Source organism: uncultured Brevundimonas sp. (assembly GCF_963975535.1).
Taxonomy (GTDB): domain Bacteria; phylum Pseudomonadota; class Alphaproteobacteria; order Caulobacterales; family Caulobacteraceae; genus Brevundimonas.
The window spans coordinates 229,565-252,007 of the sequence record NZ_CAXBHE010000003.1 but is presented as its reverse complement, the minus strand read 5'-3'; the positions used below and the strand labels follow the sequence as shown (position 1 = coordinate 252,007).

20 protein-coding genes are annotated in these 22,443 nt (G+C 68.7%); 9 read left to right on the top strand and 11 right to left on the bottom strand.

Going from position 1 to position 22,443, the window contains the following annotated elements:
* Positions 1 to 6: 6 nt before the first annotated feature.
* Entirely contained in the window at positions 7 to 1,839 is a 1,833-nt protein-coding gene (locus tag AACZ75_RS05425) for a monovalent cation:proton antiporter-2 (CPA2) family protein (protein WP_339871711.1), read from the top strand.
* 54 nt (positions 1,840 to 1,893) lie between these two features.
* Here the strand turns inward: AACZ75_RS05425 and AACZ75_RS05420 are convergent, their stop codons facing one another.
* Positions 1,894 to 2,493: a DUF4168 domain-containing protein gene (locus AACZ75_RS05420; RefSeq protein WP_339871710.1), complete on the bottom strand. Its 600-nt coding sequence runs from the start codon at positions 2,491 to 2,493 to the stop codon at positions 1,894 to 1,896.
* A 355-nt stretch (positions 2,494 to 2,848) separates the two neighbouring features.
* Here AACZ75_RS05420 and AACZ75_RS05415 point away from each other — a divergent pair, with 355 nt between their 5' ends.
* The 3 genes from AACZ75_RS05415 (at position 2,849) to AACZ75_RS05405 (ending at position 7,636) form a co-directional block, all read left to right on the top strand.
* The gene (locus AACZ75_RS05415; protein WP_339871708.1) at positions 2,849 to 5,701 is read left to right on the top strand and encodes a TonB-dependent receptor plug domain-containing protein; all 2,853 of its coding nucleotides are present in this window, start codon (positions 2,849 to 2,851) and stop codon (positions 5,699 to 5,701) included.
* A gap of 88 nt (positions 5,702 to 5,789) precedes the next feature.
* Complete coding sequence (dusA, locus tag AACZ75_RS05410) at positions 5,790 to 6,815, top strand: tRNA dihydrouridine(20/20a) synthase DusA (RefSeq protein WP_339871707.1); 1,026 nt, start codon at positions 5,790 to 5,792, stop codon at positions 6,813 to 6,815.
* Positions 6,812 to 7,636 (top strand): sulfite exporter TauE/SafE family protein, encoded by an 825-nt coding sequence (locus AACZ75_RS05405; protein WP_339871706.1) that lies wholly within the window; start codon positions 6,812 to 6,814, stop codon positions 7,634 to 7,636. The genes dusA and AACZ75_RS05405 overlap by 4 nt, the downstream gene beginning before the upstream one ends.
* Here AACZ75_RS05405 and AACZ75_RS05400 read toward each other — a convergent pair.
* Entirely contained in the window at positions 7,633 to 8,148 is a 516-nt protein-coding gene (locus tag AACZ75_RS05400) for a TIGR02281 family clan AA aspartic protease (protein WP_339871704.1), read from the bottom strand. The genes AACZ75_RS05405 and AACZ75_RS05400 overlap by 4 nt on opposite strands.
* Before the next feature lie 115 nt (positions 8,149 to 8,263).
* Positions 8,264 to 8,470: a DUF1289 domain-containing protein gene (locus AACZ75_RS05395; protein WP_339871702.1), complete on the bottom strand. Its 207-nt coding sequence runs from the start codon at positions 8,468 to 8,470 to the stop codon at positions 8,264 to 8,266.
* Between the two features lie 163 nt (positions 8,471 to 8,633).
* Between AACZ75_RS05395 and AACZ75_RS05390 the strand changes: the two genes are divergently transcribed.
* Both AACZ75_RS05390 and AACZ75_RS05385 read left to right on the top strand, forming a co-directional pair.
* Positions 8,634 to 8,792 (top strand): hypothetical protein, encoded by a 159-nt coding sequence (locus tag AACZ75_RS05390; protein WP_339871701.1) that lies wholly within the window; start codon positions 8,634 to 8,636, stop codon positions 8,790 to 8,792.
* Between the two features lie 101 nt (positions 8,793 to 8,893).
* Positions 8,894 to 9,694 (top strand): crotonase/enoyl-CoA hydratase family protein, encoded by an 801-nt coding sequence (locus AACZ75_RS05385; RefSeq protein WP_339871700.1) that lies wholly within the window; start codon positions 8,894 to 8,896, stop codon positions 9,692 to 9,694.
* Between the two features lie 75 nt (positions 9,695 to 9,769).
* Here the strand turns inward: AACZ75_RS05385 and AACZ75_RS05380 are convergent, their stop codons facing one another.
* From AACZ75_RS05380 to AACZ75_RS05370, 3 genes are read right to left on the bottom strand one after another with little or no spacing between them, the layout of a single operon-like run.
* A complete protein-coding gene (locus AACZ75_RS05380) occupies positions 9,770 to 10,780 on the bottom strand; it encodes an efflux RND transporter periplasmic adaptor subunit (RefSeq protein ID WP_339871699.1) in 1,011 nt (336 codons plus the stop codon).
* A 26-nt stretch (positions 10,781 to 10,806) separates the two neighbouring features.
* Positions 10,807 to 11,559, bottom strand: a complete 753-nt coding sequence (locus tag AACZ75_RS05375) for an ABC transporter ATP-binding protein (protein ID WP_339871698.1) — start codon at positions 11,557 to 11,559, stop codon at positions 10,807 to 10,809.
* Positions 11,556 to 12,728 (bottom strand): ABC transporter permease, encoded by a 1,173-nt coding sequence (locus AACZ75_RS05370; RefSeq protein ID WP_339871697.1) that lies wholly within the window; start codon positions 12,726 to 12,728, stop codon positions 11,556 to 11,558. The genes AACZ75_RS05375 and AACZ75_RS05370 overlap by 4 nt, the downstream gene beginning before the upstream one ends.
* Before the next feature lie 197 nt (positions 12,729 to 12,925).
* Here AACZ75_RS05370 and AACZ75_RS05365 point away from each other — a divergent pair, with 197 nt between their 5' ends.
* Together AACZ75_RS05365 and AACZ75_RS05360 are read left to right on the top strand one after the other, a co-directional pair.
* Positions 12,926 to 15,007: a S46 family peptidase gene (locus AACZ75_RS05365; protein ID WP_339871696.1), complete on the top strand. Its 2,082-nt coding sequence runs from the start codon at positions 12,926 to 12,928 to the stop codon at positions 15,005 to 15,007.
* A gap of 192 nt (positions 15,008 to 15,199) precedes the next feature.
* Entirely contained in the window at positions 15,200 to 17,254 is a 2,055-nt protein-coding gene (locus tag AACZ75_RS05360) for a S46 family peptidase (RefSeq protein ID WP_339871695.1), read from the top strand.
* Positions 17,255 to 17,339: 85 nt separating this feature from the next.
* On the opposite strand, the gene pgsA is transcribed toward AACZ75_RS05360, so the two are convergent.
* The 5 genes from pgsA to AACZ75_RS05335 all read right to left on the bottom strand — a co-directional run bounded on the left by pgsA (position 17,340) and on the right by AACZ75_RS05335 (position 21,523).
* On the bottom strand, positions 17,340 to 17,966 hold the full coding sequence (gene pgsA / locus AACZ75_RS05355; RefSeq protein WP_339871694.1) for a CDP-diacylglycerol--glycerol-3-phosphate 3-phosphatidyltransferase: 627 nt from the start codon (positions 17,964 to 17,966) through the stop codon (positions 17,340 to 17,342).
* A 62-nt stretch (positions 17,967 to 18,028) separates the two neighbouring features.
* On the bottom strand, positions 18,029 to 18,652 hold the full coding sequence (locus AACZ75_RS05350; RefSeq protein WP_339871693.1) for a carbonic anhydrase: 624 nt from the start codon (positions 18,650 to 18,652) through the stop codon (positions 18,029 to 18,031).
* Between the two features lie 21 nt (positions 18,653 to 18,673).
* Positions 18,674 to 20,557, bottom strand: a complete 1,884-nt coding sequence (gene uvrC / locus AACZ75_RS05345; protein WP_339871692.1) for an excinuclease ABC subunit UvrC — start codon at positions 20,555 to 20,557, stop codon at positions 18,674 to 18,676.
* A gap of 16 nt (positions 20,558 to 20,573) precedes the next feature.
* Positions 20,574 to 21,020 carry a DMT family transporter gene (locus AACZ75_RS05340; RefSeq protein ID WP_339871691.1) on the bottom strand — a complete coding sequence of 149 codons (447 nt, stop codon included), beginning with the start codon at positions 21,018 to 21,020 and terminating at the stop codon, positions 20,574 to 20,576.
* 29 nt (positions 21,021 to 21,049) lie between these two features.
* Positions 21,050 to 21,523 carry an NUDIX domain-containing protein gene (locus AACZ75_RS05335; RefSeq protein ID WP_339871690.1) on the bottom strand — a complete coding sequence of 158 codons (474 nt, stop codon included), beginning with the start codon at positions 21,521 to 21,523 and terminating at the stop codon, positions 21,050 to 21,052.
* A 157-nt stretch (positions 21,524 to 21,680) separates the two neighbouring features.
* Here AACZ75_RS05335 and AACZ75_RS05330 point away from each other — a divergent pair, with 157 nt between their 5' ends.
* Positions 21,681 to 22,439: an SDR family oxidoreductase gene (locus AACZ75_RS05330; RefSeq protein ID WP_339871689.1), complete on the top strand. Its 759-nt coding sequence runs from the start codon at positions 21,681 to 21,683 to the stop codon at positions 22,437 to 22,439.
* Positions 22,440 to 22,443 lie beyond the last annotated feature (4 nt).

The window sequence follows — 22,443 nt, the reverse complement described above, 5'->3', positions numbered from 1 at the left end:
CACGATATGCACGAGACGACGGCAATGGGACTGGGCCACGCGGTGGCCTTGCTGGCGGCCATGGCCGTGGCCGCGACCCTGTTCCGGCGTCTGGGGCTGGGGGCGGTGCTGGGCTATCTGGCGGCCGGTGTGCTGATCGGTCCGTCGGTGCTGGGCGTCGTGCGCGACCCGCAGGCCGTCCTTCATGTCGCCGAGTTCGGCGTCGTCATGTTCCTGTTCATCATCGGCCTGGAGATGCGGCCGGCCCGGCTGTGGAACCTGCGGCGCGAGATCTTCGGCACCGGGGCGGTGCAGGTCGGCCTGTGCGCCCTGCTGCTGACCGGGGTGGCGATGGCGGCCGGTCTGGTCTGGTATGCGGCCCTGATCGCCGGCTTCGGCTTCGCCCTGTCGTCGACGGCCATCGTCATGCAACTGCTGGAGGAGCGGGGCGAGAACGCCGACCCGGCCGGCCAGCGCGTGGTCTCGGTGCTGCTGTTCGAGGACCTGGCCATCGTGCCCCTGCTGGCGCTGGTCGCGGTGCTGGCCGGAACCTACGGATCCGCGGTCGCGACCGGTCATCCGGTCTGGATGACCGTGGCCCTGGCCGTCGGGGCGGTGGCGGTGGTGATCGTGGCCGGACGGTGGGTGGTCAATCCCTTCTTCCGCCTGCTGGCGCGCTACGGCGGTCGCGAGATCATGACCATGGGCGCCTTGTTCGTGGTGCTGGGGGCGGCCTACGCCATGTCGCTGGGCGGCCTGTCGATGGCCATGGGAGCCTTCCTCGCCGGGGTGTTGCTGTCGGAATCGACCTTCCGGCACCAGCTGGAAGCCGACGTCGAGCCGTTCCGCGGCCTGCTGCTGGGGCTGTTCTTCCTCAGCGTCGGCATGTCGCTGGACCTCGGTGTGGTGTTCGCCGACTGGCCGCTGGTGCTGGGCGGTCTGGCGGCCTTCATGGGGACCAAGATGATCGCCGTCTATGCGGTGGCCCGGCGGCGTTCGGGTCACGGCGAGGGCCTGCTGCGGGCGGCCCTGATGGGTGAGGGGGGTGAGTTCGCCTTCGTCCTCTATGCCGCCGCCCTGGCTGCGGGCCTGTTCGATCCGCGGACGGCGTCGATCCTGTCGGCGGTGGTCATCCTGTCGATGGCGGTGACGCCGCTCCGGGTGTTGATCGCCGACCGTCTGAGACCGCGGGAGCGGGTCTCGACCGACGGCGTCGACCATGCCGAAAACCTGCGCGAGCGGGTTCTGATTATCGGATTTGGTCGCTTTGCCCAGGTGGTGTCACAGCCATTGCTGGCCCGGGACGTCGATGTGTCGATCATCGAGGTCGATGTCGAGATGATCCGGGCCGCCGGCAATTTCGGCTTCAAGGTCTTTTACGGCGACGGCGCGCGGCTGGACGTGTTGCGAACCTCGGGGGCCGGCGAGGCCGAGACCATCCTGGTCTGTGTCGACAGGCCCGAGGTGGCCGACCGGATCGTCGAGCTGGTCAAGGCCGAGTTCCCGCTGACCAAATTGTTCGTCCGGGCCTTTGATCGGGGCCATTCGCTGCGGCTGATCGAGGCCAAGGTCGATTATCATATCCGGGAGACGTTCGAGTCCGCCCTGACGTTCGGCGAGCAGGTTCTGATCGATCTGGGGTTTTCGGACGAGGAGGTTCGCGAAACCATCGAGGACGTCCGTCGGCGCGATCAGGAGAGGCTGGCCCTGCAGGTCTCGGGCGGGCTGACGGCCGGACGCGCCTTGATGCGGGGCAATATGCCGACGCCGCAACCCGCTCCCTACGTCACGCCCCGGCGCGAGGGGCGGCTGCTCAACGACACACCGGCGGCGACGACCGAAGAGTCAGGCCCCTCATGAAAAAGGGGCGGCCCCTTGCGGAGCCGCCCCTCGGGTCGATCACGGGATCAGGGCTTACTGGGTGCCCTGGGCCCGGGCGTTGATCAGGGCGATACGGGCCTGCAGGCTCGCGTCCTGCGACACGGCCGTCGAGATGGTGTTGAAGCGTTCGATGTCGAGGCCGGAGTTCTGGACGGCAGACGCCATCTCGGCCTGCTGCTCGGCCGTGGCGGCTCCCCCCTCGACCCGGGCGGCAACGGTCTGGACCACGGCCATGGCCGCGGCGAACTGGCTCAGTTCCTGATCGTTGACGCCGGCGGCCACCGAACCCGGCGCGGGGGCGGGGGCGGTCACGACGGCGATGCGGGCACGCAGGGCCGGGTCCTGGGACACGGCAGTGGCGATGGTGTTGAACCGGTCGATGGCCAGGCCGGAGCCCTGGACCGCAGCGGCCATGGCGGCCTGCTGTTCGGCGGTGGGCGTGCCCTCGACGGCGGCGGCGACGGTCTGGACCTCGCCCATGGCGGCGGCGAAGGCGCGCAGGTCGGCGTCGCTGATGCCGTCGGCCGCTTCCTGGGTCAGGGCGGCGGGAGCCGTGGCGGCGGGGGCGGCGATGGACTGGCCGGCGGCGGCGAGGGCGACGAACGAGACGGCGACGAGAAGGGTGTTACGCATGGAAATCCTGACTGTTGATCACGAACCGATGGGGCTGACGTTCGGCTTGGCGAACGGCGTTTCCATCACGGTTTGATAGAATGTGATTTGAATACAATGGGTAGTGGGGAGGTCCGTAGGGTAGCGGCAGGCCGCCCCGAGCGCAAATCAGGCCGAAGATGGGCGGCCCGTGACTGGAAAAGCGTCATGATTTCGGGTGACTAGAGCCAGAGACCGGGGCACGGCCATCTTCTTGCCCCCGCGGAATCGCCGGCAGATTTCCGCGACGGAATGGGCCGGGTAACCCGTTTACAGTCCGGAACCTGGCAGCGTCGGGTCCGAGACCTCGCCGACCCTGACCATGGAACCCGCCGCGATGATTTTGTCCTCCCTGTTGATGTACGGCGTCGCCGCCGGTGCCCTGGCCGATGCCGCCGCCGGCCAGGACCAGACGGTGCAGCCGCAAACCCCGCCTGCCGTGGCGGCACCGATGGATCCCGAGACCTTCGATCTGGGGGAGGTCGTCATCAGTGGTGGACGGCCGCGCGGGAGCGTCCTCGGCGACATCGAGCCGGAGCTCGTGCTGGATGCGCGTGACATCCGGGCCTACGGGGCCAACAATATCACCGACCTGCTGGCGGCCCTGACCCCGCAGACCGGCAGCGCCCGCGGGCGCGGAAGCGGTCGTCCGGTCGTCCTGCTGAACGGCAAACGGATTTCGGGCTTCCGGGAAATCCGCAGCATTCCCACCGAGGCGATTGAACGCGTCGAGATCCTGCCGGAGGAGGTCGCGCTCACCTATGGCTACCGGGCCGACCAGCGGGTGGTGAATTTTGTCCTGCGTGAGCGGTTTCGCGCCCTGACCACCGAGGCGGGCGTGTCGGCTGCCACCGCCGGTGACCGGACCACGAGCCAGATCGCCAGCAACGCCCTGCGGATCCGCGGCGACGAGCGCTGGACCCTGGACGTCCAGTACCAGCACGCCACGCCGGTCTTCGAGAGTGACCGCGACATCGACCGGCCGTTGGGGGACAGCCCCTATGACCGGGTCGGCAATGTCGGCGGGGTACCGGCGGGGGGCGAGATCGATCCCGCCCTGTCGGCGCTGGCGGGGGCGGTGGTGACCGTGGCCGGGGTGCCCGGATCGGCGACCACCCGCAGTCCGACCCTGGCCGACTTCGCGGCCACGGCCGGCACGCCGAACACCAACGATGACCAGGCCTTCCGGACCCTGCTGGCCCGATCGGATTCCGGTTCGATCAACGGGGCGGTGACCCGCGCCTTCGGCGACGTGATGGCCACCGTCAACGCCACGGTCGAGGCGAGCGACAGCCGCAGCTACCTGGGCCTGCCGACGGCGAATTTCGCCCTGCAGTCGGCCAGCCCCTGGTCGCCGTTCAACAACGACGTCAGCCTTTATCGCTACATCGACACCCTCGGGGCGAAGGCCCGCGACTCCGACAGCCTGTCGGGTCATCTGGGGGGCGCGGCCAACGGCGAGCTGGGCGACTGGCGCTGGACCGTCACCGGCAATCTGGACCAGACCCGCAGCGAAACCGTTACCCAGCGCGGGCTCGACGTGACGGCCCTGCAGACCCGCATCGCGGCCGGTGATCCCGGCTTCAACCCCTATGCGCCGCTGGCTGCGGCCGACCTGGTGCGGCTGCCGGATGATCGTTCACGGTCGACGTCGCGCACCGTCGGGGGCGAGGCGGTCTTCAACGGCACCCTGTACGAACTGTCCGCCGGCGCGATGAGCGCGACCGTCAAGGGCGGGTTCGAGAGCGTGTCGCTGGACGCGCGCAGCGAGCGGTCAGGCGTGGTCCAGGAGAGTGATATCTCGCGCCAGACCGGCAGCCTGCAGACCAGTCTCAACCTGCCGATCGCCAGCCGCCGCAACGCGGTGCTGGCGGCGCTGGGCGACCTGTCGGCCAACCTGAACCTGCAGTATGAGGACCTGTCCGACTTCGGCGGCCTGGCCACGATCGGCTACGGCCTGACCTGGTCGCCGGTTGAGCCGGTCCGCTTCATCGTCAGCTATACCGACGAGGACGGGGCCCCGACGGTGCAGCAGCTGAATGATCCGACGATCTTCACGCCGGGCGTCGCCACCTATGACTACGCCACCGGCCAGACCGTGGATGTGACCCGGGTCACCGGCGGCAACAGCGCCCTGACCGCCGACAACCGGCGGGTGCTGAAGGTGGGCGCGAACTGGAAGCCGTTCGACGAGACTGACCTGAGACTGTCGGCGGACTATGTGCGCAGCAATACCCGCGACCAGGTGTCGGATTTTCCGTCCCTGACCCCGGACATCGAAGCGGCCTTTCCAGATCGGTTCACCCGAGACCTCAGCGGCCAGCTGACGTCCATCGATGCCCGGGCCGTGAATTTCGCCCGGGCCGACCGTCAGGAGATCCGCTGGGGCTTCAACTATTCGCGGGCGATCCGCGACACCAGTCCGCCGCCGCAGATATCACCCGAACTGCGGGCCCGGTTCATCGCCGAGCGGGATCGCCGGATTGCGGCGCGGAATCGCGAGGAAGGTCGCCAACCCCAGGCAGCGACCGGTGACCAGCCGGCCCCGGCGGCCGGCGCGGCAGGTCCGGAGGGCGCGCCGGCTGCGGGCGCTACCGGCCGGCGCGGTCCGGGCGAGGGCGGCGGGTTCCGCGGCCCCGGCGGCGGTGGCCCTGGCGGCGGGGGACCGGGCGGCGGCGGCTTCGGCGGTCGCGGTGGCGGTGCGCGCGAGGGCCGGCTGCAGATGGCCGTCTATCATACCTGGCGCTTCCAGGACGAGATCCTGATCCGTGACGGCCTGCCGGTGCTGGATCTGCTGGACGGCGCGGCCGTGGGCAGCCGCGGCGGTCAGCCCCGGCACGAGGTCGAGCTGCAGGCGGGCTATTCGCTGAACGGCCTCGGCGCGCGCGTCAATGCCAGCTGGAAGGCGGCTACCGACGTCAACGGTACCCTGTCATCGGGCGACCTCCACTATTCGGACCAGGCGACGGTCGGATTGAAATTCTTCGCCGATCTGACGGCCCGGCCCGAACTGATCAGCCGCTTCTTCTGGCTGCGCGGTTCGCGCATCAGCCTCGACATCGACAATGTCTTCGACAGCCGCCTCGAGGTGCGGGACTCGCTCGGCGTTACCCCGGTCGGCTATCAGCCCGACTATCTCGATCCGACCGGCCGGACGATCAAGCTGAGCTTCCGCAAGCTGCTGTTCTAGGGCGTCATCACCGGACGGCGAAATTCCCCGCATAGTTCGCTATGAGGGGGATCACGCCGTCCTGCCCTGACCCTGAACATCCGAGACCATGTCGCCATTTCCCGCCCACCGCCTGTCCGTCGCGCCGATGATGGACTGGACCGACCGGCACTGCCGGGCGTTTCACCGCGCCCTGACGACCCGGGCGCTGCTCTACACCGAGATGGTCACGGCCCCGGCGATCCTGCACGGCGACGTCGAGCGGCTGCTGGGCTTCGACGCGGTCGAGCATCCGGTGGCCCTGCAGCTGGGCGGGTCGGATCCGGTGCAGCTGGGCGAGGCGGCCCGGATCGGTGCGGCCTGGGGCTATGACGAGATCAATCTGAACGTCGGCTGCCCGTCGGACCGCGTCCAGTCGGGCCGGTTCGGGGCCTGTCTGATGCGCGAGCCGACGCTGGTGGCCGAATGCATGGCCGCGATCCGCGCGGCGGTCGACGTGCCCGCCACCGTCAAATGCCGCATCGGCGTCGATGACCAGGACCCGGCCATCAGCCTGTTCGAGACGGTCGACGCCTGCGCTGCGGTCGGTATCACCACCTTCATCGTCCATGCGCGCATGGCCTGGCTGAAGGGACTGTCGCCCAAGGAGAACCGCGACGTGCCGCCGCTGGATTATGCGCTGGTGCGGCGACTGAAGCGCGACCGGCCGGAACTGACGGTCTGCATCAACGGCGGCATTCCATCGCTGGACGCGGCCGAGGCCCATCTGGATGACAGTGACGGCGTGGCGCTGGACGGGGTCATGCTGGGCCGCGCCGCCTATCATGAGCCCGCCATCCTGGGGCAGGTCGACCGCCGGCTGTTCGGCGCGGCGGTCGAGGACGTCGATGCCTTCGCCGCCATCGACCGCTATCGCCCCTATCTGGCGGCGCGGCTCGACGAGGGGGTGCATCTGCAGGCCATGGCCCGCCACATGCTGGGTCTGATGCACGGTCGGCCGGGCGCGCGGGCCTTCCGGCGCATTCTGACGGTCGAGTCGATCGTGCCCGGGGCCGGGCTTGAGGTCGTCGACCGCGCGGTCGCGGCCGTGCGCGAGGCCGAGGCGCGGCGTGACCGCGCCGACGCGGCCGCGTGACGGCCCTGTCCCTGAACGACCTGCTGATGCTGCTGGCGGCCCTGACCGGGGCCGGCCTGGTCGGCGGCCTGATCGCCGGCCTGTTCGGCGTCGGTGGCGGCACCGTGATCGTGCCGGCCCTGTTCTATGCCTTCTCGGTGCTGGGTCTGGGCGGCGAGGCCAATCTGCACACCGCCATCGGCACCTCCCTGCTGACCATCGTCGCCACCTCGTGGCGGTCGCTGCGGGCCCACCGCAGCCACGGGGCGGTGGACGAGGGCGTGCTGCGCCGCTGGACGCCGTGGGTGGCGGCCGGCGGTCTGGTCGGGGCCGCCGTGGCCGGGATCACCTCGATGGAGGGGCTGGCCATCGTCTATGGCGTCTGTGTGCTGGTGGTCGCGATCCAGATGGGCCTGCTGCCGGAACGGTTCGTGCTGCGACCGGACCTGCCGACCGGCTGGGGACGGCGGATCGTCGCGACCGTGATCGGCCTGCTGTCGGCGATGATGGGGATCGGCGGCGGCAGCTTCGGCGGCATGACCATGGCCCTGTGCGGGCGGCCCATCCATCAGGCCGTGGCCACGGCCTCGGGCTTCGGCCTGGCCATCGGGGCGGCGGCCAGCGTGGGCTTTGTCGCCTTCGGCTGGGACGCACCCGGACGACCACCGTATTCGCTGGGCTACGTCAACATCCCGGCGGCGCTGGTGATGGGACTGCTGACCACCCTGGTGGCACCCTGGGGGGCGCGGCTGGCGCACAGTCTCGACAAGCGCGTGCTGCGCAGGGCCTTTGCCGTCTACCTGCTGGTGACCGCGGCCTCGGTGGTGCTCAAGGCTCTTTAGGGCTGCAGGGTCAGGGTCGCCGGCGTGGCCTGAAACCCGGACAGACGACCCAGATAGCTCATGCCCAGCAGGGAGTTGGGCAGGCCGGACTCGACCACGAGGGCGGCGACGCGTTCCACCCGCGCCCCGGCGACCGAGACGCTGTCCAGATCGACCGCGGCGGCGCGCGCCGGACCCGAGGCCGTGGTGACCGTGGTGGTGAAGTCCGCCGGTTTGAGGCGCAGACCCAGGCGCAGGGCATCCTCGCGGGTCAGGGCCACGACGCTGGCCCCGGTATCGACCAGGACGCGGATGGCATGGCCGTCGATATTGGCCTGGGCCCAGTAGTGACCGTCCGCCGCCCGCACGATCTGGGCCGTGTCGCCCGAGGCCGACGGGGGCAGGGCGACATAGGCCGAGGCGGCCCGGGCCTCGCCGTTGTGATCGAGATGGTTCAGCCAGAAGGCCGCGCTCAGGGACGAGGCGACGGCCAGGGCGACCACGGCGACAGAGGAGAGATCGAAGCGGACCATGCAGACTCACGCGACACAACCGCTTCTGCGGTCGATGTCACCATGGGGCCGACGGGTTGGTATGGGGTGAACCGATGTGGCTGACCATTGGTTAAGACCGCCCGGGGCCGTGGGTTCAGGACGGGGACAGCAGGGTGGGGTCGATCCGGGCGCGGCGTTGGGGCAGTTCGGCCATGACGGCGGCGCGCTGCTCGTCGCTCAGGCTGCTCCATCCGCCGATCTCGCCCAGGGTCCGGAAGCAGCCGAGGCAGAGGTTCGAGGCCCCGTCGACGATACAGACCTTGGTGCAGGGGGTGGCGATGGCCGGCGGCGGATGGGTCACGTTAGATGACGACCTTGCGAATATTGCTCTGAATGCGGAACATAAAACTTGAAAATTCCAGGAGCCCTGCTACGGTTGTGGTGACGCGAAACGACTATGACGGTGAGATTCCCGATCAGCACGACGCGTCTCTTTTCATCTTTCTGCGAAAGGAGACGCCAGGATGAACGATAAGCAACGTAACCTCCAGCACGCCTTGATGTCCTTTGCCCTGTGGGGCGGGATGCTGGTGAACACGAAGACGAGCAACGGTGCCGGCGACCGCGTGGTCAGCCACCCGTCAAACTTCGTGCCGATCAAACTCAAGGGCGCGCGCAGCTAGCTGCGACGCCCCTTCGATTGACAGAGCCCCGGACCGCAAGGCCGGGGCTTTGCAATTGGGGCCCGGACCGCTAGCCCTGCGCGCCAGCGCAAGGAGCGGACATGGGCGATCTGATCAGACAGGAACGACGCGGACCGGTGATGGTCTGGACCCTCGACCGGGCGGACAGACTCAATGCCCTTCCGGATCTCGGTGACGGCGAGGCGTTCGCGGCGGCCTGCGAGGCCGTCAACGCGGACCTGTCGGTGCGGTGTGTGGTCCTGACCGGGGCCGGACGGGCGTTTTCCGCCGGCGGCGACCTGAAGGCGATGCGCGACCGGCGCGATATGTTCGCCGGTTCGGGCACGGACATCCGCGAGCGCTATCGCCGGGTCGTGCACCGGATCGTGCGCGCGCTCTACGGACTGGAGGTGCCGCTGATTGCGGCGGTGAACGGCCCGGCCATGGGCCTCGGCTGCGACATCGCCGGTCTGGCCGACATCCGCATCGCCTCGGACGCCGCCAGTTTCGGCGTGCCCTTCCTCAAGCTGGGGATCCTGCCCGGTGACGGCGGTGCCTGGCTGATGCCGCGCAACATCGGCTATGCCCGGGCGGCCGAAATGCTGTTCACCAGCAAGGTTCTGGACGCCGCCACGGCGCGCGAGTGGGGGCTGGTCAACCGGGTCGTCCCGGCTGACCGGCTGATGGACGAGGCGCTGGCGACCGCGGACGAGGTCGCGGCCCAGCCCCCCCAGGCCCTGCGCATGACCAAGGCCCTGCTGCGCCAGGGCCGTGACGCGACCTTCGACCAGATCCTCGAGATGACCGCCGCAATGCAGGCCCTGGCTCACCTGACCGACGACCATCTTGAAGGCGTCAATGCCGTGCTGGACAAGCGGCCGGGGGCCTTCACCGGGCGCTGACCCTGCACGTCAGAAAAAGGACCGGCCGGACGATGTCCGACCGGTCCCTGACCCGTGTGGGCGGCGTCGCCGGCTCTAGCGCGCCGGTGCCCGCATGGCCCGGTCGGCGGGCACGCCGATGCTCGGGGCCCGCGCCGCGCCGGCGGTCTCGCCGGGTTTCATGAATTTGACCAGGACCCGCTGGCCGATCAGCAGAGGCGCGTCCCCGGCGCTGACGACGACCTCGATCACCCGCTCGTCGCTGCGCTGCGACGGATCGTCCGAGGTCAGCTTGCGCGCCCCGAACACGGCGGCCCGGCGCATCACCTCACCGACATAGATCTTGGTCGGGTCACCCTCGGGGGTGATCTCGACGGCCTGGCCGACGGTGATGTTGGGGATGTCGCTCTCGACGATCTCGGCGCGGGCGATGCGCGGCGCATCGGGCTCGAGATCGAACATGTTCGACACGTTCAGCGTCGAGGCCCCGGCCCCCGGATTGGCGTAACGGCGCACGATCCGGCCGCTCATCGGTGCGCGGATGATCGTCAGCTCCAGATTATAGGCCGCCTGGGCCGCCTGGGCCCGGGCAGTCTGGATCGCGGCCTGCTGGGAACCGAGACGGGCCCGGGCCGAGGCGATGGCGTCGCGGGCCTGGTCCATCCGCTGGGCGGCGACGAAATTGGTGGCCACCAGTCGCTCCAGACGGTTGTACTCGCGCTGGGCGGTGGAGATGTCGACCTGGATGTTGGCCAGCTGGCTCTGGGCCTGGGCCAGCTGGGCCTGGGCGCTCTGCACCGCCAGCCGGGCCTCGTCATCCTCCTGTCGGGCCAGCACCTGGCCGGCGGCGACGCGATCGCCCTCCTGGACCAGGACCTCACGAACGATGCCGCCGCGGCGCGCGGCGACCTGGATGATGCCGCCCTCGACGTCGACCTTGCCGTTGGCGATGGCCGCATAGGGGCTGACGACCTTTGCGGTCGATGCCTGTTCGATCTCGGCCTTTTTGGCGGCCGAGGATTTCTGGAAGACATTGAAGCCGACGACGGCGACGATGATCAGCACCAGGCCGATCCAGAGCCATTTGTTCTTCAGAAAGGCAGGCATGACGAAGTGTCCTTGAAGGGCGGGATTCAGTGCGACGCCAGGGCGGCATCGGGATTGGGGGTGCGGCGCTGGTCATCGAGGATCTTGCCGTCCTCGATGTGAATGACCCGGTCGGCCCAGGCCTCGAGGCGCGGGTCGTGGGTCACGCAGATCACCGCGGCGCCGTGTTCGGTCGCGGCCCGGCGCAGCAGTTTAATGACCACCTGGCCGTTCTCGCCGTCGAGGGCGGACGTCGGTTCGTCGGCGAACAGGATCTGCGGATCCTTGGCCAGGGCGCGGGCGATCGCGACACGTTGCTTCTCGCCGCCGGACAGGGACGAGGGGCGCTGGTGCAGGCGCGGTCCCAGACCGACCTCCTCCAGGGCGTCCTTCGCCCGCCGCCGGGCCGCACCGGGCGACAGGCCCTGGTATTTCAGGACCACCTCGACCTGCTGCAGGGCCGTCAGGGCGGGGAAGAGGTTGAAGCCCTGGAAGATGAAGCCGCAATTATCGAGGCGGAATTTGTCGATCTTGCCGCTGTTCAGCTTCCACAGGTCGTTGACCCCGAGCGTGGCGACCTTGCCTTCCTCCGGGCGCAACAGGCCGGACAGGGCCGCGACCAGCGTCGACTTGCCGGAACCGGAGGGGCCCATGACCATGGTCAGGTCGCCGTGACGGGCGTCGAAATCGAGCCCCTTCAGGACCTCCACATAGCTGCGGCCGGTCTTGAAGCGTTTGATCAGGCCCTTGGCCTCGATGGCGAAGTCGCCGTGCTTGCCGTGGGATTTGGTCGGGCTCATCGCAGAAGATCCGCCGGCTGGCTGTTTTTGAGAACGCCCATCGACAGCAGGCCGGAGCCCATGGCGATCAGGATCAGGCCGCCGCCGACGACCAGCAACAGACTCATCGGCAGGGCGATGATGACCGCATTGGAGGCGGCGAACAGGGCGACCAGCCAGGTCAGGCCGATCGCCGCGGCGACGCCGAGAATGCCGACCCAGAAGCTCAGCTCGACGACGATCCGGCGCAGGGATCCCATGCTGACGCCCAGGGCGCGCAGCGAGGCGAACTCCTTGATGTTGGCCATGATCGCCCCCTGCAGGGTCTGCCAGGTGATGGCCACGCCGATGATGGTGCCCAGCACGACACAACCGCCGATGATGATGACGAGAATGCCTTCCTCGAACATCGCCCCGGCATTGGCGTCGGCCAGTTCCTGTCGGGTCCAGGCCTTCCACTGGCCGTTGCCCATGGTGTTGAGCTGGGCCGCGACGGCCACGGCCCGGCCCGGGTCGCGCAACTTGACCATCAGCGGGCCGACCCGGGGGCCGGTATCGGCCTGGCCCAGCATCCGCAGGGTGTCGCGCGACATCACGATGGTCGACGACATCATGTTGGGATAGCCGCGGAGCACGGCGATGACGGTGACGGTCTGGCCGTTGTAGAGGGCCTTGTCGCCCAGCTTGACGCCCAGCGGTTTCAGCGCGGTCTCGTCGATCGCCACCGTATAGGGCTGGCGCAGGGCGTCGATCAGTTCCTGGGAATAGTCGGTCGGAATGGTCACGGCATCCGGCGTGGTGTCGATGATGCTGGCCTGGACGAACTGCTGCTTGGGCGCGCCGCGCCGGGCGCGTTCGGCCTGGCTCATGGTCGGGTCGACGTTCTTGATCGACTGGAACGATCCGCCGGCCCCGTCCAGGGGCTGCACCTCGACCACGTCGGGATGGTTGTAGGCCAGTGGGATGAAGCGCCGCGGCACGCCCGAGGGGCCGCCGATCAGGCTCTTGGCCCCGGGCTGCATGATGATGATGTCGGCGCTGGAGCGTTCGATCGTGGCCGTGAATCCCTTGCCGATGCCGATGAAGACACCGGTCATGGCCAGGACCAGCAGGCCGGACAGGGCCAGGGCCATGACGGCGGCCATATAGCGGCGCCATTCGTACAAGAGCGTTGAAAGTGCAAGCGACATCGAACTGGATGAACCCCCGAAGTAGTCACGCTATGTGAAGGGCGACGGGCGACGGGCCAAGTTAAATCGGGGTAAGGCAAAGGTCACCGGCGTTCACGGCGCGAAATAACTGGCCGTAGACGGCCTGTGTTCTTCCGGCGTAATCAGGCGGCGACCGTGTCGCGATCCGACGCGCATCCAACGGGAGTCCGGTTCTGATGTCACTGCCCTCATTTCGCCTGACCGCCGCGTTCGCCGCCTTCGGCGTCGCGTCGGCCATGGTTGCCACCCTGCCCACGCCCGCCCGGGCCGACGAGGGGATGTGGACCTTCGACAATTTCCCGATCCAGGTCGTCAACGACAAGTACGGCACCCATATCGACCAGGCCTGGCTGGACCGGGTGCGGGGCGCTGCGGTTCGCCTCCAGGGCTGTTCGGCCTCGTTCGTCTCGGGCGAAGGCCTGATCCTGACCAACTGGCACTGTGTGGTCGGCTGCGTGCAGGAGCTGTCGAGCGCCGAAAACGACTACGTCAAGAACGGCTGGATGCCGGGGACCCGTGAGGAGGAGACAACCTGCCCGGGCCAGACGGCCGAGGTGCTGACCGACATCATCGATGTGACCGACCGGGTGCTGGGTTCGGGCGAGGGCCTCGAGGGCGCGGCCTTCAACGCCGCGCGCGCCGCCGAGACCCGTGCGATCCAGCAGGAAAACTGCGCCGACGACCCCAAATTGACCTGCCAGGTGATCAGCTTCTACCGCGGCGGGCGCTACGCCCTGTACAAGTTCCGCAAATATGACGACGTGCGGCTGGTGTTCGCGCCCGAGAACCAGGCGGCCTTCTTCGGCGGCGATCCCGACAATTTCAACTTCCCCCGCTATGCGCTCGATGCCGGATTCCTGCGGGCCTACGAGGACGGCAAGCCGGTCGAAACCCCCAACCATCTGGCCTGGAACCCGAACCCGCCGGCCGAGGGTGACGTCACCTTCGTGGCCGGCAATCCGGGCTCGACCTCACGCCTGCTGACCCAGTCGCAGCTGGAGCGCCTGCGCGACCAGCAGCTGCCGCTGCAGCTGATCCAGGGCTCGGAACTGCGCGGTCGCCTGCTGCAATATGCGGGGACCAGCGAGGAGGCCGGCCGGGTCTCGTTCGATCCGATCTTCGGTCTCGAGAACAGCTTCAAGGTCTATTTCGGCCAGCAGGGAGCCCTGACCGATCCGGTGTTCATGGGCCGGAAGCGGGCTGAAGAGGCCGAGCTGCGCGAGATCGTGGCCGGCGATCCGGCGCTGCAACAGCGGATCGGCAACCCGTGGGCCGAGCTTGAGCAGGTCCAGGCCGTCGCCCGCGATCTGTTCGTCCCCTACTATCAGCTCGAGGCCCGCGCCGGCGGCGGCTCGACCCTCTACAACTATGCCCGCGCCATGGTGCGGGCGGCCAGGGACCAGGCCAAGCCGGCCGACCAGCGCCGCATGAGTGCCGCCGCCCTGGCGTCGCTCGGCAATCGCCTGGCGACCGAGACGCCGATCTCGACCGATCTGGAACAGATCTACCTGACCTTCTGGCTGTCCAAGACCCGGGAATATCTGACGGTCGATAATGCCCAGGTGAAGGCCCTGCTGGGCCGTGAAAGCCCCGAGGCCCTGGCCGAACGGCTGGTGTCCGGCACGCGACTGGCCGATCCGGCCTATCGTCGCTGGGCCCTCGACCTGACCCCGGCCCAGATGGCCGAGGCCGATCCGCTGCTGGCCTTCGTCGTTGCCAATGATGACGCGGCCCAGGCGGTCGGCGACCAGTGGGCCGCCGCCGTCAACGCCCCGACCGCCCGGGCGGCCGAGCGCGTCGCCCAGGCCCGGTTCGCGGCCTATGGCGACAACCTGTATCCGGACGCCACCTTCAGCCTGCGTCTCAGCTACGGCCAGGTGAAGGGCTGGACCTATCGCGGTGTGACCGTGCCGGCCTTCACCTATATGGGCGGCCTGTACGAGCGGGCCACGGGCGCGGTGCCGTTCAACGCGGCCCAGGCCTTCCTCGACCGCAAGGCCGATGTGAACATGGACACCGTCTATGACTTCGTCTCGACCAACGACATCATCGGCGGCAACTCCGGCTCGCCGGTGATCAATGCCGCCGGCGAAGTCATCGGCACCGCCTTTGACGGCAACATCCACTCGCTCGGCGGATCCTATGGCTATGACGGTGAGCTGAACCGCACCGTTTCCGTGTCGACGGCGGCGATCACCGAGGCGCTGCGCAACATCTATCGCCAGCCGCATCTGCTGGACGAGCTGGGCGTGCAGTAGACTGTCTCCTCCCTGTTGGCGGAGCCAACGGGGAGGGGGACCGCGAAGCGGTGGAGGGGTTGTTCCCCACCCCGTTTTCATCCGCTAAATCGGATAACAGGCATCAACCGGAGGGGGCCTCGCCCGGCGTCGACCCTTCCACCGTTTCGTGGTCCCCCTGCCCGTCACGGGTGATGGGGAGGAGACAAATCCATGCGCTACCTCGCCCCTTCCATGGCCGTCCTCGCCCTGACCCTCGTCGCCGCCGCGCCCGCGCAGGCCGAGGAAGGCATGTGGACCTTCGACAACTTCCCCATCGCCCGGGCCAATGCGACGCTGGGCACCGCCATCGACCAGGCCTGGCTGGACCGGGTGCGGCTGTCGTCGGCCAAGTTCGGCGGCTGTTCGGCCGGCATCGTCTCGGCCGAGGGTCTGGTGATGACCAACAACCACTGCGTCTCCAGCTGCGTCGCCAATCTGTCGACCCAGGCCATCAACTATGCCGAGACCGGCTTCACCCCCGCCCGGCGCGAGGACGAGCTGAAATGCCCGGGGGGCACGGCCGAGATCCTGACCGACATCGCCGATGTGACAGAGCGGATGCACAGGGCGGGCGAGGGGCTGTCCGGTCAGGCCTTCACCCAGGCCCGCGACGCCGAGAGCGGGCGTATCGAACAGGAGGCCTGCGCCGGCGACACCGGCAAGCGCTGCCAGGTGGTCAGCCTGTATCGGGGCGGCCAGTTCAAGCTCTACACCTACAAGAAGTACACGGACGTTCGCCTGGCCTTCGCGCCCGAGGACCGGGCCGCGACCTTCGGCGGTGACCTCGACAATTTCAGCTTCCCGCGTTTCTCGCTCGATGCCGCCTTCGTCCGCCTGTACGAGAACGGTCAGCCGGCGGCGACCCCGACCCATTTCACCTGGAACGCCGCGCCGCCGGTCGAGGGCACGCCGGTGTTCGTCTCGGGCAGCCCGGGATCGACCCAGCGCCTGCTGACCCAGAACCAGCTGATGACCATCCGCGACGTGGTCCTGCCGATGGACCAGCTGCTGGCGTCGGAGCTGCGCGGCCGGATGATCCGCTTCTCGGAGGAGAGCGAGGAGAACGCCTTCATCGCCATGGACCCGATCTCGAGCGTCGAGAACACCTACAAGCGTGGCCTCGGCCGGATGCGGGCGCTGATCGATCCGGCCTTCATGGCCCGCCGGGCCGAGGCCGAGGCCGACTTCCGGGCCCGGGCCGCGGGCGGTGACATCACTGGCGATCCCTGGGCCGATCTGGCCGCGGTCCAGCCGATCCAGCGCGAACTCTATCCGGCCTACAGCCTGCTCGAGGCGCGCTCCGGCGGCGGCTCGAGTCTGTACGGCTATGCCGAGACCCTGGTCCGCGCGGCAGTCGAGCGGGCCAAACCGTCCGACCAGCGGCTGCCCGAGTTTGCCGACTCCCGTCTGTCGAGCGTCGAGTCCCGCCTGATGGCCGTGCGTCCGGTCTATCCGTCGCTGGACCAGCTGCGTCTGGAATGGTGGCTGTCCAAGACGCGCGAATGGCTGACCGTCGACGACCCCCGCGTCCGCGTCCTGCTGGGGCAGGAGTCGCCCGAAGGGCTGTCGGCGCGGCTGGTCGAGGGCACGACCCTGGCCGATCCCGCGGTGCGCCGGGCCCTGTGGCAGGGCGGTCTGGCCGCCGTGCGCGCCTCCAACGATCCGCTGATCCAGTATGCGTTGAAGGTCGACGACCAGGCCCGCGCCGTGCGTGCCGACTGGGAGTCCCGGGTCGAGGCTCCGACCGCGCGGGCTTCGGAGCAACTGGCCGCCGCCCGTTTCGCCGCCTATGGAGACGCCGTCTATCCCGACGCCACCGGCACCCTGCGTCTGACCTACGGCCGGATCGAGGGCACGGACGTTCCCGGCCAGCGCTTCGGCGCCTTCACCACCTTCAACGGCCTGTGGGACCGGGCCACCGGGGCGGCCCCGTTCGACGTGGCCCCGAGACTGCTGGCGGCGAAGGACCGGATCGACGGCGACACCGTGCTGAACATGGCCGTGTCCTCGGACACCATCGGTGGCTCGTCGGGCAGTCCGGTGGTCAATGAGGCGGGCGAGATCGTCGGGGCCAATTTCGACTCGACCGTGCTGAGCCAGCGCAACGCCTACGGCTATGACCGCAACGTCAATCGCAGCGTGATCGTGACCACCGGCGCGGTGACCACGGCCCTGCGCGACGTCTACGGCATGCAGCGGCTGGTGGCGGAGCTGGGGGCCGACTGAGCAGGTAGGGTGTAGGTCTTAGGTCTTAGGTCTTAGGTCTCAGGTTTCTGAGTCTGCCCAGGCCCTAAGCCCTGGGCCCTGGGCCCTAGAGCTCGGCCATCTGCCGCTTGGCCGTGTCGAAATACTGCCACCCGGTCCACAGGGTGACGATGGCGGCGGCCCAGATCAGCACATAGGCGAAGGTCTGGAAATGCGGCTGCCATTCCAGCGGGAAGCCGAAACCATCCCACAGCAGGATCAACTGCTGGGCCCCGAGGGCGACCATCTGCAGGGTGGTCTTCCACTTGGCCAGCAGGGTCACCGGCAGGTGGACCTTGCCCGCCATGGTCTCGCGCAGGGCCGAGACGGCGAATTCGCGGAACAGGATCAGGCCGCAGGGAATGGCGATGAAGGTCAGGGACCCTGAGGTCAGCAGGCCGAGGATCGCGCCGGTGACCAGGATCTTGTCGGCGATCGGGTCGAGGATCGCGCCCCAGCGGGTTGTCGAATTCCAGCGCCGGGCCAGATAGCCGTCGACCCAGTCGGTCGAGGCGGCGATCACGAAGATCCAGAACGCGGCCCGATAGAGGGCGAACTGGTCATCGGGGCTCAGATAGCCCGAAAGCACCGGAATGCCGGTGGCCCCCGCCAGGATCAGGAACATGATCACCCCGGCGAACAGGCGGATGCCCGTCAGAATGTTGGGGATCGGGTTGGCGTGGGTGCGGGTCATCAGCGTTTCCGGTCGGCGTTCATCCGGTTTGCCACGGTTCGCGCAGGCTGGCGAGGGTCGACTCAACCCAGGGGTTCGAACCGCGGCTGGTCGGTCAGGGCCGTCAGAACGCCGTCGGCGATACCGAAATGCAGGCCGGTCAATTCCAGGTCCCCGGCCGCCTCGCGCTCGGCGATCCACGGGAAGGTGCGCAGATTGTCCAGCGACAACCGGACCACCGCCTCCTCGGCGACCCGTTCCGCCGCGTCCGGGCCGATCGACTCGGTCGCGAGGCGCACCGTCTCGGCGCCCTGGGCGACCCAGGGGGCCACAAAGTCCTGACAGTTGCCGGGCGCGCCGTTCCGCATGGCGTTGACGCCACCGCAGTGGGCGTGGCCCATGACCACGATCCGCTTGACCTTCAGGACCTTGACCCCGAACTCCAGGGCGGCCGAGACACCGTGCAACTGGCCGTCGGGCTCATAGGGCGGCACCAGATTGGCCACGTTGCGCACCACGAACAGCTCGCCGGGGGTCGCGTCGAAGATGGCGGCCGGATCGGCGCGGCTGTCGGAACAGGCGACGATCAGCGTATGCGGTTCCTGGCCTTCCTCGGCCAGGGCGATGAAGCGGGCCCGCTGCTCGGGCCAGGTCGTATCGCGGAACCGGCGATAGCCGGCGGTCAGTTCGTCGGATGCTACGGTCATGAATCGGCTTCTATTGCAGCTTCAGGGTTTGCGGAAGTAGGCATGAATACGTTCGGCCAGGGCCTGGTTGATGCCGGGGATTTTCACCAGGTCGACGACCGCCGCCCGGGACACGCCCTTGGCGGAACCGAACGCATGCAGCAGGGCCTTCTTTCGCCCGGGACCGACCCCCTCGATCTCGTCGAGCGGGTTCTTCTTGATGTCCATCGAGCGGCGGGTGCGGTGCGCCCCGTTGGCGAAACGATGCGCCTCGTCGCGCAGCCGCTGCACATAGTACAGGGCCGGTGATTTCAGCGGCAGCATGAAGGGGGGCTTGCCCGGCATAAAGAACCGTTCCATCCCGGCGTCGCGATCCGGCCCCTTGGCGATTCCGACCACCGCGATGTCCTCGACCCCCAGATCGGCCAGCACCGCCAGCACCTCGGCCAGCTGGCCCGCCCCGCCGTCGATCAGCAGCAGGTCGGGGCGGACCACCGCCTCGCCCGCCGCCTCGTCCTTGACCAGACGACCGAAGCGCCGGCGCATGACCTCGCGCATCATGCCGTAATCGTCCCCGGGGGTCAGGTCCTCGCCGCGGATGTTGAATTTGCGGTACTGCGAGGTCTGGAAGCCGTCCGGTCCGGCCACGATCATGCCGCCGACGGCGTTGGTGCCCTGGATGTGGGCATTGTCATAGACCTCGATCCGTTCCGGCCGGGCCTCAAGTCCCAGCACTTCGCAGACCTCGTCCAGAATTTTGCCCTGGGCCGAGCTTTCGGCCATGCGCCGGCCCAGGGCCTCACGGGCATTGGTCAGGGCGTGATCGACCAGACCCAGCTTGTCGCCGCGTTGCGGCCGGGCGATGTCGACCTTGTGATCCGACTTGAGGCTGAAAGCCTCTTCCAGCAGTTCCAGCTCGTGCGGCCGGACATTGGACAGGATCAGGCGCGGCACCGGTCGGTCCTCGTAGAACTGGCCCAGGAAGGCCGCGAGGATCTCCGGATCGGTGTCGCTGCGGTCGACGCGCGGGAAATAGGCCCGCCCGCCCCAGTTCTGGCCGGCGCGGTAAAAGAAGACCTGGACGCAGGCCTGGCCGCCTTCGGTGAACAGGGCGAAGACGTCGGCCTCGGCGATGCCGTCGGCGCTGACCGAATTCTCCATGGCGATGGTCGACAGCGCCCGGATACGGTCGCGGACCCGGGCCGCCTGCTCATAGTCCTGCACCTCGGCCGCGGCGGTCATCTCGTCCGACAGGCGGGTGATGACGGCCCGCGAACGCCCCTGCAGAAAGGCCGAGGCCTCTTCCACCAGCGCGCCATAGTCCTCCAGCGAGATCAGGCCGGTGCACGGGGCCGAACAGCGCTTGATCTGGTGCAGCATGCAGGGGCGGGTGCGGCTCTCGTAGACGCTGTCGGAACAGGTGCGCAGCAGGAAGGCCCGCTGCAGGGTGGTCAGGGTACGGTTGACGGCCCAGGTCGAGGCGAAGGGGCCGAAATAGTCACCGGGCGTGGTGTGGGCCCCGCGATGCTTCTTCACCTGGGGGGCACGGTGGTCCTTGCGGATCATCAGTTCGGCGAACGACTTGTCGTCGCGCAGCAGCACGTTGAAGCGCGGCTTCAGCTTCTTGATGAAGTTGGATTCCAGCAGCAGGGCCTCGGTCTCTGACGCCGTGACCACCAGCTCCATCGCCCGGGTCAGCGACACCATCAGCCCGATGCGCTGGGTGTGGAACCGGCCCTGGGCGTACTGCAGGATCCGCTTCTTCAGGCTGGCCGCCTTGCCGACATACAGGCAGGTGCCGTCCTCGCCATACATGCGGTAGACGCCCGGCTTGTCCGGGGCCCGGCGCGCCTCGTCGCGGATCAGGTCGGCGGCGGTCAGCGCGGGGGCCTCGTCAGTCACATCGGTGATCGTCGGCTCGGTCATCCCGTCCGATATAGGCTCAGGAACGCCGCACCAGAAGGACGCCGATCAGAACCAGGGCGACGCCGGCGACGCGACCGAGGTTCATCGGCTGTTTCGGCACGTCCATGACCCCGAAATGATCCAGCACCAGGCTGAGCAGCAGCTGGCCGGCCACCATCAAGGTGATGGTGGTGGCCACGCCCAGCTTGGGCACGCCCCAGGCTGCGGCGACGACGAAGATGGCCCCGTACAGCCCGCCGACCCAGGCATACCAGGGCAGGGCCCGCGAGGCGGCCATGTCCGGCCGCGTCTGCAGCACCACGGCCAGAATGCCCAGCGCGGCCGTGCCCACCGCGAAGGAGACGAAGGCCGCGTTCACCGGCGAGCCGACCGCGGTCATCATCTTGGCGTTGGTCGGGGCCTGCAGGGCCGTGGCGGCTCCGCCGAAGACAACGGCGAGCATGGCGAAGAGTGAGGGGTTCATGGCTTTTCGCTAGCCCCGAACAGCGGGGGTTACCAGTCCGGATCACTGGATTTGCCGCCCAACACCTCCGTCAGCCGGGCCCGGCTGGCGTGGTGGGTGTCAGCGGGCAGGGCGTCGGGGGCGAACCAGCCGATCTCGGCGATCTCGCCGTCGGGGGGGCGATCGGTCAGGCTGAAGGTGTCGATACGGTAGACCAGCACGTGGTCGCCGGGAAAGAAACGCTCATTGGAATGGGCGCTGACCAGGCGGGGGCGGCCTTCCACGAGCACGCCGGTCTCCTCGCGCATCTCGCGGATCACGGCCTGTTCGACGGTTTCGCCGCGGTCGACGCCGCCGCCGGGCAACCACCAGCCGTGCAGATAGGTGTGCCGCACCAGCAGGACCCGGCCCCCGGCGTCGACGGCGATGCCTCGCACGCCCAGCGTCTTGCCGCGCGTCATTCGCGACCAGGCGAAGAACAGCGGACGGGTGACAGGTTCGATGCGGGTGCGCCAATTGCTCATGCGCCGCGAGGATAGGCCGCGCCGGTTGCGCTTGAACAGGCGGGCCGGGGGCTTTATTGCGGCGCACGAACAGGAGTGTTTTCCATGCTGGCTCTCGGCATCATCTTCGGCTTCATCGCCGTCCTCGCCCTCATCAATTTCATCGAGTTCGGCCGGATTGACTGACGCCCGCGCCAGTCGCGGCGCGGCGCTGGTCACCGGCGGATCGAAACGGATCGGCCGGGCGATCTGCCTCGCGCTGGCCGCGGCCGGCTATGACGTGGCCATCCACCATCGCGATTCGGGTCCCGAGGCGGATGACGTCGCCGCCGCCGTGCGCGCGCGCGGCCGGCGCGCGGTGGTCCTGGCCGCCGACCTGACCGACGAGGCCGCGACCCGGGCCCTGGTGCCGGAAGCCGTCGCGGCGCTCGGCCCGCTGACGGCCCTGGTCAATAATGCCTCGGTGTTCGAGGACGACCGGGTCGGCGCGCTGGACCGCGCCACCTGGGACCGTCACCTCGACACCAATCTGCGCGCCCCGATCGTGCTGGCCGAGGTCTTCGCCGCCCAGGCCCCCGACGGATCGGCCGTCGTCAACCTGCTGGACCAGCGGGTGCTGAAGCCGGATCCGCGCTTCTTCTCCTACAGCCTGTCGCGCAACGCCCTGTGGTGGGCGACGCAGACCCTGGCCCAGGCCCTGGCCCCGGCCATCCGGGTCAATGGCGTCGGGCCGGGCCCGACCCTGCCGTCGGTGCACCAGAGCGCCGCCGAGTTCGCGGCCGAGGCCGCCGCCACCCTGTTGCAGAAGCCGGGCAGCCCCGAGGCGGTGGCCGCCGCCGTGTGCTGGCTGCTGGACGCCGACATGGTGACCGGCCAGATGATCGCCGTGGACGGGGGGCAGCACCTGGCGTGGCGCACCCCCGACATCCTGGAGTAGCGCC